General features: G+C 59.9%; 15 protein-coding genes. 11 read left to right on the top strand and 4 right to left on the bottom strand.

Going from position 1 to position 16,594, the window contains the following annotated elements; genetic code table 11:
* The first annotated feature begins 5 nt into the window (after positions 1 to 5).
* From NW833_RS03285 to NW833_RS03295, 3 genes are all read left to right on the top strand, one after another.
* Positions 6 to 878 carry a tRNA (5-methylaminomethyl-2-thiouridine)(34)-methyltransferase MnmD gene (locus NW833_RS03285; RefSeq protein ID WP_414395252.1) on the top strand — a complete coding sequence of 291 codons (873 nt, stop codon included), beginning with the start codon at positions 6 to 8 and terminating at the stop codon, positions 876 to 878.
* A 96-nt stretch (positions 879 to 974) separates the two neighbouring features.
* On the top strand, positions 975 to 1,544 hold the full coding sequence (locus NW833_RS03290) for a hemerythrin domain-containing protein (protein WP_414411534.1): 570 nt from the start codon (positions 975 to 977) through the stop codon (positions 1,542 to 1,544).
* A 295-nt stretch (positions 1,545 to 1,839) separates the two neighbouring features.
* Positions 1,840 to 2,622, top strand: coding sequence for a hypothetical protein (locus tag NW833_RS03295; RefSeq protein WP_414411535.1), 783 nt, complete (start codon positions 1,840 to 1,842; stop codon positions 2,620 to 2,622).
* 7 nt (positions 2,623 to 2,629) lie between these two features.
* Here NW833_RS03295 and gcvP read toward each other — a convergent pair whose 3' ends face one another.
* Positions 2,630 to 5,566, bottom strand: coding sequence for an aminomethyl-transferring glycine dehydrogenase (gcvP, locus tag NW833_RS03300; RefSeq protein ID WP_414411536.1), 2,937 nt, complete (start codon positions 5,564 to 5,566; stop codon positions 2,630 to 2,632).
* 195 nt (positions 5,567 to 5,761) lie between these two features.
* Here gcvP and psbU point away from each other — a divergent pair, with 195 nt between their 5' ends.
* The 4 genes from psbU to NW833_RS03320 all read left to right on the top strand — a co-directional run bounded on the left by psbU (position 5,762) and on the right by NW833_RS03320 (position 8,963).
* Positions 5,762 to 6,124 carry a photosystem II complex extrinsic protein PsbU gene (psbU, locus tag NW833_RS03305; protein WP_414411537.1) on the top strand — a complete coding sequence of 121 codons (363 nt, stop codon included), beginning with the start codon at positions 5,762 to 5,764 and terminating at the stop codon, positions 6,122 to 6,124.
* 137 nt (positions 6,125 to 6,261) lie between these two features.
* Positions 6,262 to 7,341 (top strand): polysaccharide pyruvyl transferase CsaB, encoded by a 1,080-nt coding sequence (gene csaB / locus NW833_RS03310; protein WP_414411538.1) that lies wholly within the window; start codon positions 6,262 to 6,264, stop codon positions 7,339 to 7,341.
* A gap of 106 nt (positions 7,342 to 7,447) precedes the next feature.
* A complete protein-coding gene (locus tag NW833_RS03315; RefSeq protein ID WP_414411539.1) occupies positions 7,448 to 8,032 on the top strand; it encodes a type II CAAX prenyl endopeptidase Rce1 family protein in 585 nt (194 codons plus the stop codon).
* A 94-nt stretch (positions 8,033 to 8,126) separates the two neighbouring features.
* Positions 8,127 to 8,963: an alpha/beta hydrolase gene (locus tag NW833_RS03320; RefSeq protein ID WP_414411540.1), complete on the top strand. Its 837-nt coding sequence runs from the start codon at positions 8,127 to 8,129 to the stop codon at positions 8,961 to 8,963.
* Between the two features lie 7 nt (positions 8,964 to 8,970).
* Here NW833_RS03320 and NW833_RS03325 read toward each other — a convergent pair whose 3' ends face one another.
* A complete protein-coding gene (locus NW833_RS03325) occupies positions 8,971 to 9,969 on the bottom strand; it encodes a hypothetical protein (RefSeq protein ID WP_414411541.1) in 999 nt (332 codons plus the stop codon).
* A 366-nt stretch (positions 9,970 to 10,335) separates the two neighbouring features.
* Here NW833_RS03325 and NW833_RS03330 point away from each other — a divergent pair, with 366 nt between their 5' ends.
* Positions 10,336 to 10,986 carry a peroxiredoxin gene (locus tag NW833_RS03330; protein ID WP_414395276.1) on the top strand — a complete coding sequence of 217 codons (651 nt, stop codon included), beginning with the start codon at positions 10,336 to 10,338 and terminating at the stop codon, positions 10,984 to 10,986.
* Positions 10,987 to 11,098: 112 nt separating this feature from the next.
* Here NW833_RS03330 and NW833_RS03335 read toward each other — a convergent pair whose 3' ends face one another.
* A complete protein-coding gene (locus NW833_RS03335) occupies positions 11,099 to 13,246 on the bottom strand; it encodes an NAD(P)H-quinone oxidoreductase subunit 5 (protein WP_414411542.1) in 2,148 nt (715 codons plus the stop codon).
* A gap of 209 nt (positions 13,247 to 13,455) precedes the next feature.
* Here NW833_RS03335 and NW833_RS03340 point away from each other — a divergent pair, with 209 nt between their 5' ends.
* Positions 13,456 to 13,812: a single-stranded DNA-binding protein gene (locus tag NW833_RS03340; RefSeq protein WP_414395280.1), complete on the top strand. Its 357-nt coding sequence runs from the start codon at positions 13,456 to 13,458 to the stop codon at positions 13,810 to 13,812.
* On the opposite strand, the gene NW833_RS03345 is transcribed toward NW833_RS03340, so the two are convergent.
* A complete protein-coding gene (locus tag NW833_RS03345; RefSeq protein WP_414411543.1) occupies positions 13,809 to 14,585 on the bottom strand; it encodes a cobalt-precorrin-6A reductase in 777 nt (258 codons plus the stop codon). The two genes, NW833_RS03340 and NW833_RS03345, sit on opposite strands and share 4 nt — an antisense overlap.
* A gap of 65 nt (positions 14,586 to 14,650) precedes the next feature.
* Between NW833_RS03345 and NW833_RS03350 the strand changes: the two genes are divergently transcribed.
* Positions 14,651 to 15,178: a bifunctional nuclease family protein gene (locus tag NW833_RS03350; RefSeq protein WP_414395286.1), complete on the top strand. Its 528-nt coding sequence runs from the start codon at positions 14,651 to 14,653 to the stop codon at positions 15,176 to 15,178.
* Between the two features lie 140 nt (positions 15,179 to 15,318).
* A complete protein-coding gene (ispG, locus tag NW833_RS03355; protein WP_414411544.1) occupies positions 15,319 to 16,548 on the top strand; it encodes a (E)-4-hydroxy-3-methylbut-2-enyl-diphosphate synthase in 1,230 nt (409 codons plus the stop codon).
* Positions 16,549 to 16,594: the final 46 nt, after the last annotated feature.

The following is a 16,594-nucleotide window of genomic DNA, read 5'->3' on the forward strand; positions in this document are numbered from 1 at the left end:
AGACCATGACTCCAGAGACCCAGTGGCAGGTACTGACCACAGGGGATGGTTCCCTGACTTTTTTCTCTCAGGAGTTCGGGCAGGCTTTCCACAACGTCAGCGGCGCTGCCCAGGAGGCGCTGGAGAAGTTCGTCCGCCCTTGCCGGCTGGATCGGCTGCCCCTGGAGCGGGACCCCAAGGAGCCCATCTGCCTTTTGGATATCTGCTTTGGCCTTGGCTACAACTCCGGCCTGGCCTTGGAGACCATTTGGCAGGTGCGGCCCGACTGCCGCGTGGAAATCATTGGCCTAGAGCGATCCCCAGAGGTGCCCCGCCAGGCCTGGCAGGTGGGGGTGGGATCCACTTGGAGCTTTAGCCAGGAGTGGCAACACTTTATCGAGAAGGGATCCTGGCAATCACCCCGCTGGCGCGGAACTCTGCTGTGGGGAGATGCCCGCCAAACCCTATTCCAGGTGCCGCGGGGATGGGCGGACGCGGTGTTTTTGGATCCCTTTTCTCCTGCCGTTTGCCCGGAGTTGTGGACGGTGGACTTCTTGCGGGCGGTGGCTGAGCGAATGCGCCCCAGCGGCATCTTGGCCACCTATTCCTGTGCAGCGGCAGTGCGGGCAGCTCTTCTGGAGGCGGGGCTGTTTATCGGCTCTACGCCCCCGCTGGGCCGCCCCTGGCCGGGCACGGTGGCCTCACCTCAGCCAGACTACCTACCGCCTCTCTCGCCTATGGAGTGGGAGCACCTGAAAACCCGCGCCGCTGTGCCCTACCGGGATCCCACCTTGAGGGGAGACAGAGCCCAAATCCGGCTGCAGCGCCAGCGAGAACAGCAAACTTCACCCCTTGAGCCCACTTCTGCCTGGAAACGCCGCTGGCTTGGCCAAACCTAATTCAGGAGGAAAGAGGCGGGAGTCTACTGCCTCGCTTCGTAATCTTGTCCTGATGAAGTAAAGTTACGATGAGGAGAGCGATTTCCTGAGGTAGCCGTGGCTTCCTCCCCCGCTGGCGGTACATTGGCTGATCTTTGGGCCAATCAGCACCGGGTCATCCTGCAGGCCTTTCTGAACCTGTCCCGAGCTTCTCAGTTGGATCTGGAGCAGCAGCGCCTCTTGGTCCAAAAGTTGCGGCAGCGCCTCTCCCGCCACATTCAATTGGAGCGCCACGCCCTCTACCCCCTGCTTAGGGCGGCTCTAGGGGCGGATCCTGATCGCCTCAGCCAGCTCGATGGGTTGGAGCAGCAGATGCGGGATCAGATCCCGGAGTTGACTTGCTTTTTGCACCAGGCGGAGCGTGACCCGCAGCGGTTGGATCTGGGGGCAGCCCTGCATCTGTACCAGCAATTGCGGGCTCAGTTTATGCAGGAGGAGAAAGTTGTACAGCCGCTCTTTGCCCAACATGTTTCTCTCGAGGCGGAAGAGCAGCAACTGCACCTGTTCCGCAAACGGCTGCAGGCTAGCACTACCTTCCAAAGTTCCGCCAACAGCCGTCGCACCAAAATGGAGGAGTGGGAGCGACAAGCGGTAACCCGCCCTGTCTTGTCCCCTGAACGCTGCTAGCCCTCCCAAGACGCAGCGCTGGCCGCTACTCTCTAGCCGACGAGGGCTGCTTCAGTCTTCATCTTGCAGTGGTTGCCGGCTGGGGAGGATTTCTGACCCAGGCAGATTCCTAGGGCCTAAACCCATGTCAGCCTGGAATCCAAAGCTGGCCCGAAGGCAGTGCCATGGAGTTTATCCCGGTGAAGACCGAGGCGAAAACGTTAAAGCAAGATTAATCCCAAGGTGTTTGTAGCAAACAATGCTTTTAAAAAAGGATCGATAAAATAGAGGCAATGCCCCACTTGGAGCCCCCACCATGGATTACTCTCCTTCTCTGGCCCAGCGCTATATGAAACTATGCGAGGCCTACCTTTCCCTTAACGAAGCTTTCGACAAACTGGATCAATCCCACAGCCGCCTGCAGGAGAGCTTCAGGAAACTTCTTGGCACGGCCCAGAAGGCTTTGGTTAAACTGCCCATCCTACAACAGCGCATCGAACAGTTACAGCAGTGTGTCGAACAGAGGGATCGCTTGATTCGTTCCCTGCAAGGAGACCTGCAGGAGAAAGAAGCTCGGCTGGGCGAGCTGATTGCCAGACATGACCAAGTCTGTCACGAGCTGGAGTCCACCAAAGCAGATCTGGTGAGCGCTCAGGCGTTGACTGAGAAACTGAAAGCGGAGAATGCCCGACTTTTGGAACAGGTGAGTGGCCTCACCAACTTGGAGGGTGAACTAGCAAGCTTGACAGAACGGCTGAACCACCTAGAGGCAGCCCGCCAAGGGTTGGAGGCCCGCAACCGTGAGCTAGAAGCAGCCCTGGGAGAGCGGGATCAGCAAATTGATAGCCTGCAGGAGCGGCTGGCTCAATTGGAGCAAGAGAATGCCTTGCTGAAGGCGCAGCTGTCTCAGGTGGCTGACCTGCTTACCGAGGACTCAGTAAACCTCCTGCAAGAAACAGAGAAGGCCGTTGAGGCCGATAGGGAGGTGCTGCCGCTGGTGCTGGCCTCGCTGCAAGAGAATGAGCGCCTTGTGCCAGAGGCCGAGCAACTCCTCTCCTCTTGCTCAGAGCTGGCCCAGATGGAGCCGCAGGCGGCTTGATTCAGAGTTAGCCTTCTAGCCAGGGTTGACAACTGCACACTAGGTGGCGATCCCCGTAGGCGTTGTCGATGCGGCTGACACTGGGCCAAAACTTTCGGCTTTTCACCCACGGAAGGGGGTAGGCAGCCAGGGAGCGGGGGTAGGGGCGATCCCAGTAGTCAGCGGCCACCACCTCGGCGGTGTGGGGGGCAAGTTTAAGGGGATTGCGCACGGGATCCATCTCCCCCCGCTCAATGGCAGCAATCTCTTGGCGAATGGCAATCATCGCCTCGCAGAAGCGATCCAGTTCCTCCAGGGATTCGCTCTCGGTGGGCTCCACCATCATTGTCCCCGGCACCGGCCAAGAGATGGTGGGGGCATGGAAGCCGTAGTCCATCAGCCGCTTGGCTACATCTTCTACCTCGATGCCGGCGCTTTTCTTGAGGGGGCGCAAGTCCAAGATGCACTCGTGGGCCACCCACCCCCCCGGCCCTTTGTAGAGCACTGGGTAGTAGGGATCCAGCCGCCTGGCAATGTAATTGGCGCTGAGGATGGCCACTTGGGTGGCCAGGGTGAGGCCAGCGGATCCCATGAGGCGGATGTAGGCCCAGGCAATGGGCAGGATGCTGGCACTACCCCAAGGGGCGGCGCTGACCGGGCCATTGCAGCCGGGCAAAAAGGGATGGCCAGGCAAATAGGGCAGTAGATGATGGGCAACCGCAATCGGCCCCACCCCCGGCCCGCCCCCGCCGTGGGGGATGCAGAAGGTCTTGTGCAGGTTGAGGTGGCAGACATCGGCTCCCAGCTCCGCAGGACGGCAGAGGCCCACCTGGGCATTGAGGTTGGCCCCATCCATGTACACCTGCCCCCCCGCCTCGTGGATCATCTGGCAAATCTCGCGGATCCCCTCCTCAAATACCCCATGGGTGGAAGGGTAGGTGATCATCAAAGCTGCCAGGCGTTCCCGATGCTGCTCCACCTTGGCCCGCAGGTCTTCGAGGTCAATGTTGCCGGCCCTGTCGCAGGCCACGCTCACTACCTGCATCCCAGCCATGACGGCGCTGGCAGGGTTAGTGCCATGGGCAGAGGTGGGGATCAGGCACACCTGGCGCTGGCTTTCCCCGCGGGCCTGGTGATAGCGGCGAATGGCCAGCAAGCCGGCATATTCCCCCTGGGAGCCGGCGTTGGGCTGCAGGGAGACGCCGGCAAAGCCCGTGATCTCCGCCAGCATCCGCTCCAGCTGGGCAAAGAGGGTTTGATAGCCCCGCGCCTGCTCCAGGGGCACAAAGGGGTGGAGCTGGGCAAACTTCGGCCAGGTTATGGGCAGCATCTCTGCCGCGGCATTGAGCTTCATGGTGCAGGATCCGAGGGGGATCATTGCGTGGACAAGGGAGAGATCCCGGCTCTGCAGACGGTGGATATAGCGCTGCAGCTCCGTTTCCGAGTGGTAGCGGTTGAACACCGGATGGGTGAGGTAGGGAGTGGAGCGCAAGAGCTGAGGCGGCAGGCTTTGGTTGGGATCCAAACCCAGGCCCTCGGGATCCCAGCCTAGCTCTTCAGAACCGGCAAAGATCTGCCAGAGATCGCGCAGGTCCTGAGCGGTGGTGGCCTCGTCCAAGCTGATCCCCAGGGTGACGTCGTTAATCCGCCGCAGGTTAATGCGCTTCTGGGCGGCCCGCTCCTGGAGCTGCTGCACCTGCTCTGGGGAGGCTGCCCTTACCCAGAAAGTGTCAAAGAAATACTCTGGCCCCACCTTGTAGCCCAACTGGCGGATTGCGGCGGCTAGCTGATGGGCCTGGCGGTGGATGCGTTCGGCAATTTGCCGCAGGCCGCGCGGGCCGTGGTAGACGGCATACATGGAGGCCACCACGGCCAAGAGCACCTGGGCGGTGCAGATGTTGCTGGTGGCCTTGTCGCGACGGATGTGCTGCTCTCGGGTTTGCAGGGCCAGGCGCAGGGCCGGCCTTCCCTGGGCATCTTGGGAGATCCCCACCAGGCGCCCCGGCAGCAGCCGTTTGTGGGCCTCGCGGGTGGCAAAGTAAGCCGCATGGGGGCCGCCGTAGCCCAGGGGCACCCCGAAGCGCTGGGTGGTTCCCACTACAACGTCCGCCCCCCACTCTCCTGGCGGTTGCAAGAGAGTTAGGCTGAGCAAGTCGGCGGCTACCGTTACCACCATCTCTCTTTGGTGGGCCCGCTCCACCAGGTCGCGGTAATCCCGGATCTCCCCATAGGTGTTGGGATACTGTAAGAGCAGGCCAAAGCCGTGCTCAAGCTCAAACTGCAAAGGATCCGCCACGCGCACCTGGATCCCCAAGGGCTCTGCCCGTGTCTGCACTACGGCAATGGTCTGGGGATGGCAGCCACAGTCCACCCAAAAAACTGGAGATCGCTTGCCCGCCAAGGTGTAGGCCAGGCTCATGGCTTCGGCAGCCGCAGTCGCCTCGTCCAGTAGAGAGGCGTTGGCGATCTCCATTCCCGTTAGATCCACAACCATTGTCTGGAAGTTGAGCAGGGCTTCTAGCCGCCCCTGGGCAATCTCCGCCTGGTAGGGAGTGTAGGGCGTGTACCAGGCAGGGTTTTCCAGGATGTTGCGCTGAATTACCGGCGGCGTCAGGCAGTTGGAATAGCCCATGCCCAAAAAAGAGCGCCACACCTGGTTCTGGGCCGCCATTGCCCTCAGCTCCGCCAACACCTCCTGCTCGCTGCAGGGAGATCCCAACTGCAAGGGCCGATTGCTGCGAAGGGTTGCTGGCACTGCCTTTTCCACTAGCTCTCGGAGGGAGCTCAGCCCCAGGGCCTGCAGCATCTGGCGGATCTGCCCGGCATCCGGCCCGAGGTGCCGCCAGACGAAGAGTTCCCGCTGCTCTAGCAGCTCTAGCTCGGGATCGGGGGCAAGGGGAGGTTGAAGAGCGTGCTGCCCAGAGGAGCCAAGGGGATGGGGGTGGAGCTGTGTGGAGTTGGACATAGGACAAGCCAAGGGCAAGAGGAGGTCAGCCAGCTGCAAGCGGGCTGTTTCCTGATCATAGTTGTTAAAAATTATTTCCGCCGGTATACAAATCCGAGTTTGAGGCTCGATGCAAGGTAGCGAGGATGAGACACTAAAATCTATCCCGTGAGCGTTGGTATGGCTGCTTTCAACCCTGTCTGGAGAGGTGGTGCTATGCGCCGGCTGCTGTCGACTTGGTTGCCCTTCCTCTTGCTGCTTTGCCTGGGCTTGGCCTCCTTGGGGAGCCCTGCTGTGGCGGCGGAGCTGCCGCCGGTAAGACACCTTGACACTCCCATTGACGTCAACAACACCATCCTGCGCAACTACCGCCAGTTGCCTGGTTTCTACCCCACTCTGGCTCGCATCCTGGTGAAAAACGCTCCCTATAAGAGCCTAGAGGACATGCTGAAGATCCCGGAGCTGACAGAGCAGCAAAAGGCGCTGATTAGGGCCAATGCGGAGAACTTTGTGTTTGGAGAGTACCGCGAAGGGGCTAGCCAGCTGGAAAACCGCATCAACCAAGGCTACTACGGCTGATTCTCCCAAGAAGTGCAATTCCCCTAGTACGACACGTCTAGCGGGTAGAGGGGCTTCCCGAGTCCCTTGCCTGCTGGCGCTGGGATCCCCAGAGCTCTCCAGCAAACCCTGAGGATTCCGTCTGGGGCAAAGGCGCGATGAAACGGCCACAGGTTTTGATCTGTGGCTACTACGGCTACGGCAATGCCGGCGACGAGGCCTTGTTGTTGGCTCTGCTGCAGCAGCTCCGGCAGTTGCCCAACCCTGTACAGCCGGTGGTGCTTTCTCCCTCCCCTGCAGCAACCGCTGCCACCTATGGGGTGCTGGCCTGTCCACGCTTTGATGCCTGGGCTTTGCAGCGCTGTTTGGCCCAGGCTCAGGCTTTCATCTGGGGCGGGGGTAGCCTGCTGCAGGATCGCACCAGTTGGCGCAGCCCCCTCTACTACCTGGGACTGATGCTCTGGGCCCAGCGGCGGGGGCTGAAAACCTTGGCTTGGGCGCAGGGGATCGGCCCCTTAGAGCGGCTCTGGCTCCGCAAGCTGGCCCGCCACTCTCTAGCAGGTTGTACAGCCATCAGCGTGCGTGATGGAGTGGCCTCCCGCTACCTCCAGGAGTGGGGGATCCCCCACCAAGTAGCCCCGGATCCGGTTTGGGGCCTGCCCGCCAAAACTCTGTCGGAGTGGGAAAGATGGCCTCAGCCCCGCATTGCTGTGGTCCTGCGGCAGCATCCCCAGCTCACTCCAGCGGGACTGGAAACTTTAGCGGAAGCCTTGAGACGTCTCCAGGCTGCCACGGGGGCCTATCTTCTTTTCGTGCCCTTTCAGCTAGCTCCTCCCGGCTCCCTTGACCTAGGGCCAGACTACCACTTGGCCCAGCAGCTTTACCATCGCCTGCCCCACCACAGCCAGGTGGTGGAAATCCGGGATCCCTATCTTTTAAAGGGGGTCTTTCGGGGGGTGAGATTGGCCATTGTTATGCGCTACCACGGCTTGGTGATGGCGGCAGCCGAGGGCTGTGCCTGCTTTGGCCTCAGCTACGATCCCAAAGTGAAAACGCTGCTTGAGGAATTGGGCATGCCCGGCTGGGATCTAGAGGAGATCCCGGAAGATCCCGAGGCGCTGCACCAGGCTTGGCTAGCCTGCTATGCCGACGGGCCGGCTCTCAGCCCTGACCAGGTGGCCGTTTGGGTAGAGCGATCGGCCCAGCACGCCCAGTTGCTAAGGCAGCACTTGTCTTGAAAAAAGGGGGAATCCCAAGCTCCGCCCTCGAGGGCTGGAGAAAGCATAGCCGTTCTCGTCGGGATTCGCTCTACGCTGGGAATAGGGTGCCCGAGCGACCCTTCCCATGAGTGCCGAGATTCAGCCCTGCACGCGCCAACAGATCTTGATAGGGATGAGCCTGACCAGCCTGCTCCTGGCGCTCATCGCTGGCCTCTGGATCTGGCTGGGATCCCTATCGGTACCCTTTCGCTGGGATCCCCTGGCTTTGGCCTGGGGGGCAGCCCTGGGTCTGGGGGTGGCGCTGCTTAGCGGCGGGGCTTACTGGCTTTGGCCAGCCTATCGCCGGGCAGCCTCTAGCTACTTGCACCTCGTGGCGGATCCCTTGCAGTGGCGGGATATCTTCTGGGTGGGGGTGCTGCCGGGCTGGAGCGAGGAATGGCTATTTCGCGGCGTGCTGATGGCAGCCCTGGCGGCCAGCCCCTTGGGGTGGACGGGTGGAATCCTCTTGAGCGGCTTCTTGTTTGGGGTTTTGCATTGGCTAGAGTGGCAGGGTTGGCCCTATGCCCTCTGGGCCAGCGCCGTGGGCATTCTGCTGGGGATGGGAGTGTGGCTGTCGGGAAACTTGTTGGTAACCATCGTCGCCCACACCCTGGTCAACTGGATTGGGGTTTGCCTCTGGAAATGTTCTGCCCTGCCAGCCGAATCCTGAAGTGCCCGACATCGCCGCTGCCGGCACGCCACCCGTCCCCCCTCTCCCGTAGAGTCTGGGGATGAGGGAAATGGTCGGGAGGCCAAGTCGAGCGATGGGCAAGCCTTTGAGTTTCGGGTTCTTCCCGTGGCTGCGGCTGGGGCGATCCCTGCTGCTTGTTGGCCTAGGGGTGTACGGCTACCTGCTCTGGCTGGGCTGGTTTCAATCGGAGCGGCTGATCTTTCTGCCCCGCCCCGCCAGCTACCAGGATGGGGATGCCATTCTCAAGCTCACCACCTCTGATGGCCTGCAGATTTCGGCGGTGTACCTGCCCAATCCCCAAGCCACCTATACCCTTCTCTACAGCCACGGCAACGCCGAGGACTTGGGAGATATCTTGCCTCGCCTAGTGGGCCTGCAGCAGGGAGGATTTGCCGTCCTAGCCTACGACTACCGGGGCTACGGCACCAGCGAAGGGATCCCTTCCGAGGCCGGCGCCTACAGGGACATTGAGGCGGCCTACACCTATCTCATTGCCCGAGGGATCCTGCCGGAGCGAATTTTGGTCTACGGGCGCTCGGTGGGAGGCGGACCCTCGGTTTACTTAGCAACCCAAAAGCCGGTGGGGGGCCTGATCCTGGAATCGACCTTTGTAAGCGCCTTTCGCGTCTTGACCCGCCTCCCGCTGCTGCCCTTTGATCGCTTCGACAACCTCAGCCGCATTGCCCACATCAACTGTCCGCTGCTGATTTTGCACGGCACCCAGGATCGCCTGATCCCCTTCTGGCATGCCGAAGCTCTTTACCAAGCGGCACGGGATCCCAAGCGCTTAGTGGCCATTAAGGGAGCAGATCACAACAACCTGCTACAGGTGGCCGGAGATCGCTACCTGCCCCTTTTGCACCAATTTGTGGCCGAGCTGGTGGAGCCTAGCCGCTTCTCGGGGAAGTAGGGAATACTCAGCCGGCCTTTTGATTCAGAAGTTCTTGCAAGAGCTGCCGCGCCGGCTTCAGAAAGCGCACCACGTCGGGGTGATAGCTCCAGATGGGGTCGTTTTCAGGGAAAACCTCCAGCGAGAACATGCCCTGCACAGCTTTCAGGTAAGGCAACAAGACGGCATAGCTAGCCGGGGTCAGACGAGATTGCAGAGACTTGTCCAGCAGCTCCAACATCTGCCGCACCAGCTCCCAGCCCACCTTCAGAGGGGGATAAAGCATTACGCAAAGGGGAAACAGCTCCTGCTGCACAGAGGCGAGGCTGCCTTCTAGAGCACAGAGGCCCAGGTAAACCTGAAACATCTCCACATCACGGATGCTGGAAGCCCGCACTCCAAGATCCGTCAGGGAGCCACTCTCGCAGCAGTAGCCGCTGAAACGTTCTGCCACCTCGGCACAGATGAACTCAGCTACGCTGGTGACAATGGGTAACAGTTCCTGAATGGCCACCGGAGAAACAGAAGGACTGTCCCCCGCCTGGTCGGCAGCAGCCTGGTACATCTTCTGCAGCGGCATGTACAGGTGGTCGTCCATCACCTTCAAGTAGGGGTAGAAGAGGCTGCGCTCCTCAGGCAACAGGGCCTGCAGCAGCATTTGTCCGGTGTAGTGGAACTGCATGCTCAAGAAGCCGAGCACTCGCGGATCCCGCTCGCTGTAACGAGCCCGCAGTTGACCGTAGAGGGGCGCGATCTTCACCGAAAAGCGGGAGGGAGGGATGCCCTCCTCGCAGCTCTGGGCTGCCTGCTCAAAGAGACTTTGAGAGTCCTCCGCAATTTTCCAGGGATCGATTAAGTCCGGATCCAGTCCCTGCCGTGGTATTTCGGAAGCCAAGAGCTTTTCCGTTTTCGCCCAGGCCTGGGAGCTGGCAAAGCGCAGGGATCCCTTCACCTTGTCGGCTAGTTGCAGGCCTAGCGGCCCACCCCCAGCCGCCTGCGCCCTCAGCTTGTCTACATTTGGGCCCACAGAGTGGCCAAGCTATAGATTGTGACTGTCTCCGCGTTTTCCATTAGTTCTCCTGCTGGGGGGAACTAGGTTATCCGGCATACTCCTGGAATGCCACTGCTTTACTTGTTTAGAGTGCTACCCCTTCTCGTTGCAGCCCGCGAAGAACTTAAAAGAACTTAAGGGGACGTCAAGATCCGCGCGTTCTGTTTGCAACGCAACCTAGCAGCCAAGAGCCCTTCCTGCTGCCGGCAAGGTGACGATGATCTTAAAATTACCTAAATCCGCTCGGAAAAGTGGGGTTTGTGTGGCAAGATCAAAAGAAACGGGATTGAAGGGTTTCGGATCCCTGTCTTACCGCACTGCATCTTAGGGAGGATAGAGCGTATGTCTCTCCGACTTGGGGACACTGCCCCTAACTTTACGCAAAAGTCCACCCATGGCGACATCGACTTCTATTCCTGGGCTGGGGATAGCTGGGTAGTGTTGTTCTCGCACCCTGCCGACTACACGCCGGTCTGCACCACCGAACTGGGCAGGGTTGCCAAGCTAATGCCTGAATTTGAGAAGCGGGGCGTGAAAGTGCTGGGCCTCAGTGTGGACGACGTGGACTCCCACGTTGGCTGGGTGAAAGACATTGAGGAAACCCAGAATGCCCAGGTGACCTATCCCATTTTGGCGGATGCCGACCGCAAGGTCTCCCAGCTCTACGGCATGCTGGATCAGACCAACCTCAACCAAGAGGGGCTGCCCCTAACCGTCCGGTCGGTATTTATCATCGATCCCAACAAGAAGATACGCTTGATCATCACCTACCCAGCCAGCACAGGCCGCAATTTCGATGAGATCTTGCGGGTCATTGATGCTCTGCAGTTGTCGGATAAGTACAACGTCGTTACGCCTGCTGACTGGAAAGATGGCGACGACGTCATCATCCCGCCTTCCCTGCAAGATCCAGAGGTGCTGAAAGAAAAGTTCCCGAAGGGCTACAAGGAGCTCAAACCCTACTTGCGGGTCACCCCTCAGCCCAATAAGTAAGTCCAACCCACTTGGCAGGAAGGGATCCCTTCTTTGCTGGAGGCTGTGATCTCTTCCCCAGCTAGGATCCCCGGCCAGGGGATCCTTTTAGTGTGGGCAGCGCTGCCCCAGCCTAAATTCCAACCCCAGCAAGTACCCCCATCACCACCACCGCCGCGAAGATGATCAGGGCATAGAACTGGGCCTTACCATTCTCCAGGTATTTCATCACCTCGCCGCCGACCATCGCCACCAGTCCCGTCAGGTTGACCACCCCGTCCACAATGCGGCTGTCCACTTCCAGCGCCTCCCGTGCCACAAAGCGGGTGCCCCGCACAAAGATGCGCTCGTAGAGGTCGTCGAGGTACCACTTGTTGAGGGAGAAGTAGTACAGCGGCTGCAGGCTGCGGGGGAAAGTGCTGGGATCAAGGCGCTTCTGCCAGTAGATGAGACCGGCCAGGGCGATGCCGATTAGCCCAATGCCCACCGAGCTGCCCGCCATGATGGCAAACTCCGTCCAGTTGAAGTGACCGCCGAGCACCCCCTGCCACTCGGCTGCCACCTGGGCCCAGGGGGAGCTGACCTCTGTTGCCGACTCGCTGGGCGGATGGATGAACGCCTCGAAGAAGTTGGCAAAGGGAGTACCCACCAAGCCAATCAGCACCGAGGGAACAGCCAGCGCCACCAGCGGAATCGTCATCGACAGAGGAGACTCATGCGGCTTGGTGGCGTGATCGTGTCCGTCTTCCACAGCTTCAGGGTGGCTGCTCGGCTGGGGCTTTTCGTGGATGTTCATGGCTCCAGGCCCAAAGGCTGCCTCCTTCCCGGCAAACGCATAGGCAAAAGCTGGCACCGGTCGACCTTGGCTGACGGCTACCTCCTGCCGCAGTCTCAGGTTGGTGCCGCGGAACTCCCCTTCAAAGGTGAGGAAGTAGATGCGGAACATGTAGAAGGCAGTGATCCCTGCCGTGAGGAAGCCCACCCCCCAGAGGGCCGGGTTGTGCTCAAAAACTGAAGCCAAGATCTCATCCTTAGACCAAAAGCCGGCAAAGGGCGGGATCCCACAGATGGCCAGCGTGCCAATTAAGAACGTAATGGCCGTAACCGGCATGTATTTGCGCAGGCCCCCCATCAAACGCATGTCCTGGGCCAAAACCGGGTCGTGGCCCACCACTGCCTCCATGCCGTGGATGACCGAGCCAGAGCACAGAAAGAGCAGCGCCTTGAAGTAGGCGTGGGTCATTAGGTGAAACAAGCTAGCCCCGTAGGCACCGGATCCCATGGCCATGACCATGTAGCCCAGCTGGGAAATGGTGGAGTAGGCCAAGCCTTTTTTGATGTCGTTTTGGGTGATGGCAATGCTGGCCCCCAAAAAGGCCGTGCCCGCCCCTGTCCAGGCGATGATGTCCATGGCCAGCGGGATCCCTTCCAGCACCGGGAACATGCGGGCCAAGAGGAATACCCCAGCCGCCACCATTGTGGCCGCGTGGATGAGGGCGGAAATGGGCGTGGGACCTTCCATGGCATCCGGCAGCCACACGTGTAGCGGAAACTGAGCCGACTTGGCCACCGGCCCCAAGAACACCAACACGGCAAAGAGGGCCACTAGGCTGCTGCTTACCGCCCCACTGGCCACCCTCTGTTCTAGATTGTGGGCCAGCTCCTCAAACCCAAAAGTGCCGGAGACCCAGTAAAAGCCCAAAATGCCTAGCAGCAGTCCAAAGTCCCCCACCCGGTTGACGACAAATGCCTTCTGGGCTGCCTCCGCTGCCGTCTGCCGGTCGTACCAAAACCCAATCAGCAGGTAGGAGCACATCCCCACCAGCTCCCAGAAAATGTAGATCTGCACCAGGTTGGGGCTAAGAACCAGACCCAGCATCGAGGAAGCAAATAGGCTCAGGTAGGCGTAGAAACGCACATAGCCGGGATCGTGGGCCATGTAGCCATGGGAGTAGATCTGCACCAAGAAGGCCACCGTGGTCACCACCACCAGCATCATGGCGCTCAGGTGATCCACGACAAAGCCCATGTCCACCGAGAAGGAGCCCGCCTGAGCCCAGCTAATGGTCTTGAGGACGGTTTCGTGCCCTTGCACCTGGCTGACCAAAAGGGCAAAGGCATGAACCATCGCCGTCCCGGTCGCGAACACACTCAAAAAGGCAGCCAGATCCCGGTTGGCCCTTGTCCAGGCGTTGAACACCAAAATGCCCAAGCCAAGTAGAAAAGCTGCCACCAAGGGATAGACAGGGATCAACCAGGCGTATGTGTAGATAAATTCCATAGCCAACGGTGCTGAACGCGTCCTCTTGCCGGAGTAAACCCTCCCTGCTGGCCGGTGAGCATCTGCCTACGGGATAGAGGCTGGCAGTTGCTCTGGGGCTTCTGACATTGTAAATCTTTGCAACACCATCAACGCCTCTCCTGCAACAAGATGCCCTGGCAGGCGCTACAACTAGAGCCAAAGGCGGTCAGTGGTCTGGAGAAAAGCCCATGAGCCTAAACCTGGTGACCCTAGTGGGCCGGGCGGGTATGGATCCGGAAGTGCGCTACTTCGAGTCGGGCAAGGTGGTGTGTACCTTTAGCCTGGCGGTAAACCGCTTCCGCAAAGGTGAAGACAAGCCCGATTGGTTTAACCTGGAGCTGTGGGGGCGCACCGCTGAAGTGGCCGGAGAATATGTGCGTAAAGGCAGTCTCGTCGGGGTGACGGGCAGTCTTAAGTTTGAGCGCTGGAAAGATAGATCCACAGGTGAGGAGCGCCAGCGGCCCGTTATTGCCGTAGAGCGGCTGGAGCTGCTGGGATCCCGTCAAGATCGCGAGCCTGAGCTACCGGTAGAGGAGCCGTTCTAAGTCCTCTCCAGCCGACGCTTGCACTCCCGCACCACCTCAGCCAAATCCTGGCTACACCAGGGGTAGCTTAAGGAAGGCCGCTGGATCACCAAGAGGGGGATCTCCAGGGTTTTGGCCACGGCCTGCTTAATGAGAAGACCGCCGGCTTCTCCAGAGTTCTTACTGATAACCACTTGGGGCTCTAGCTTCCGCCAAAGCTGCAGTTCCTCTTCAAAGCTAAGGGGCAAACGCCTGCCAATCACCCGCTCAGCAGCAATCCCAGCCTGCACTGCCTGGGAAACTGACTCCGGCAGCACCCGCGCGTACAACTGGCAGCGATTCTGCCAGGGGACAAACAAGGGCAACGGCTTCACTCCCACCGTCAAGAGCACCCGCCGTCCCGCCAGCACGCTCTCGGCTAGGACTGCCTGCCAGTCCGGCACTACCTGCACCCAGGGCTCTAGATTTTCCGAAGGGCGTTCGTAGCGCAGGTAGGGGATCCCAACTTGGGCTGTTACCTGAATGGCCAGTTGCGAGATCTGCTGGGCAAAGGGATGAGAGGCATCCACCAGCACGCCAATCCGGTACTCTCGCAGGAATTGTTCCAAAGATACAGCCGAGAAGCAAGTGACCATCACCTGACCCGGCAAACCCTGGTAGAGCCGGCTGCCCCTTTCCGTGGTAACCGTGGCTATCCAGGGGATCCCTTCTTGGCTAAGGGCCAGGGCTATGCAGCGGCTTTCACGGGTGCCGCCAAGGAGAGCTACCGCCCTTGATTTCCCGATTAAGCTCATGCCGTGTTGCCAAAGTTTTCTGCCCGTAGATACGATCGAGATCCAAAGGCTGGAGGCAGTTGACCATGATTGAGATGGAGGTGGCTGGGATTGCGGTTGATGCCGTTAACCAGAGCCCCATTGTCATCCTGCGCGATACCCATGGGCGTCGTGCTCTGCCTATCTGGGTAGGAAAAGCAGAAGCCAATGCCATTTTGCAAGCGTTGGATGATCAGAAGCCGCTCCGTCCCATGACCCACGATCTTATCCTCAACTCCTGGAAGGCCTGGGGAATCAAGCTGGAGCGGGTCATTATCCACGCCTTGCTGGACAACACTTTTTATGCGGTGCTGGTTACTGTTAGCGGTGACAAAAAGCAGGAGATCGACTGCCGTCCCAGCGATGGTATTGCCCTGGCTCTGCGAGCCCACGCCCCCATCTGGACGGTAGAGGAGGTCATTGCCGAAGCCTCGATCCCCATGAATCAGGATGCCGATGAAGCGGAGCGGGAGGCCTTCCGCAAGTTTGTGGAAAACGTAACGCCCAGAGACTTTATTCGCAACCGACCCCTTCCAGACTACCCGACGGATTCCCCCACAGAGGCAGACAGCTAAGTCACTGTCTTTTTTCCCCGTCTGCTGGAGTTGAGCTGGGTAGGGCAGGCGGTGGGCTGCCTGGAAAGCCTTTCTAAGGGTAGCCGCTAGGGGGACGTTTCCGCCTACAATCAAGCTAGAGCAGCCCTTTTGAGCAAGCTATGCCAACTCTGGAGCGGCCCAACCCCCAGCAGCCCTACCCAGAACCGGTCTACTCCCGTCGCCCCACCCGCACGGTGGCAGTTGGCGAGGTGTTGATCGGCAGCCAGCACCCAGTGGTGGTGCAGTCGATGATCAACGAAGACGTGCTCAATATTGACGCGGCGGTGGCTGCAATTCGCCGGCTGCACGAAGCGGGCTCGGAAATCGTGCGGGTTGCCGTTCCCAGCCTGGCCCACGCCAAGGCCATGGAGGTCATTCGGGAGAGGCTGATTCAAACCTACAAGCCAGTGCCGCTGGTGGCTGACGTCCACCACAACGGTCTCAAGGTGGCCCTGGAAGTGGCCAAGTACGTCGACAAAGTGCGCATCAATCCTGGCTTGTTCGTTGTAGAGAAGCCGCAGCCGGGGCGCACGGAGTACACAAAAGCTGAACTAGAGGCCATCCGCAGCGAGATCCGCGAGGCTTTTGTCCCCCTTGTACAGGCCCTCAAAGCCCAGAACAAAGCCCTACGCATTGGCGTCAACCACGGATCCCTCGCGGAGCGGATGCTCTTTCTCTACGGTGACACGCCTGAGGGGATGGTGGAGTCGGCTCTGGAGTATGCCGAGATCTGCGCTGAGCAAGACTTCCACAATGTAGTTCTCTCGTTCAAGGCTTCCCGTCCCCAGGTGATGTTGGCCGCCTACCGCTTGGCAGCTCGCCGCTTCGACGCCCTAGGGCTAAACTATCCCTTCCATCTGGGTGTAACCGAGGCTGGAGACGGAGAGTACGGCCGCATCAAGTCAGCGGTAGGGATCGGGACGCTCTTGGCTGAAGGGATTGGCGACACCATCCGCGTCTCTCTCACGGAAGCGCCGGAAAAGGAGATCCCGGTGGCCTACGGTATTTTGCAGGCTCTCAACCTGCGCAAGACCATGGTGGAATACGTGGCCTGTCCTTCCTGTGGGCGTACCCTCTTCAACCTGGAGGAAGTGCTGCAGAAGGTGCGGGCGGCAACCCAGCATCTGGTGGGCCTCGACATTGCCGTCATGGGCTGCATTGTCAACGGGCCTGGGGAAATGGCCGACGCCGACTACGGCTATGTGGGCAGGACGCCAGGAGTAATTTCCCTCTACCGCGGCAAAGAAGAAGTGAAAAGAGTACCGGAATCGGAGGCTGTCCAGGCTTTGATCGAGCTCATCAAAGCCGATGGTCGCTGGGTGGATCCGCCTGGAAGTCCCAACAATTAGCCAGCTCCCCTTCCTGTTAGCCTAGGAAGTACCTCGAGTAGCCGCC

Source organism: Synechococcus sp. O70.1 (assembly GCF_047462215.1).
Taxonomy (GTDB): Bacteria; Cyanobacteriota; Cyanobacteriia; order Thermostichales; family Thermostichaceae; genus Thermostichus.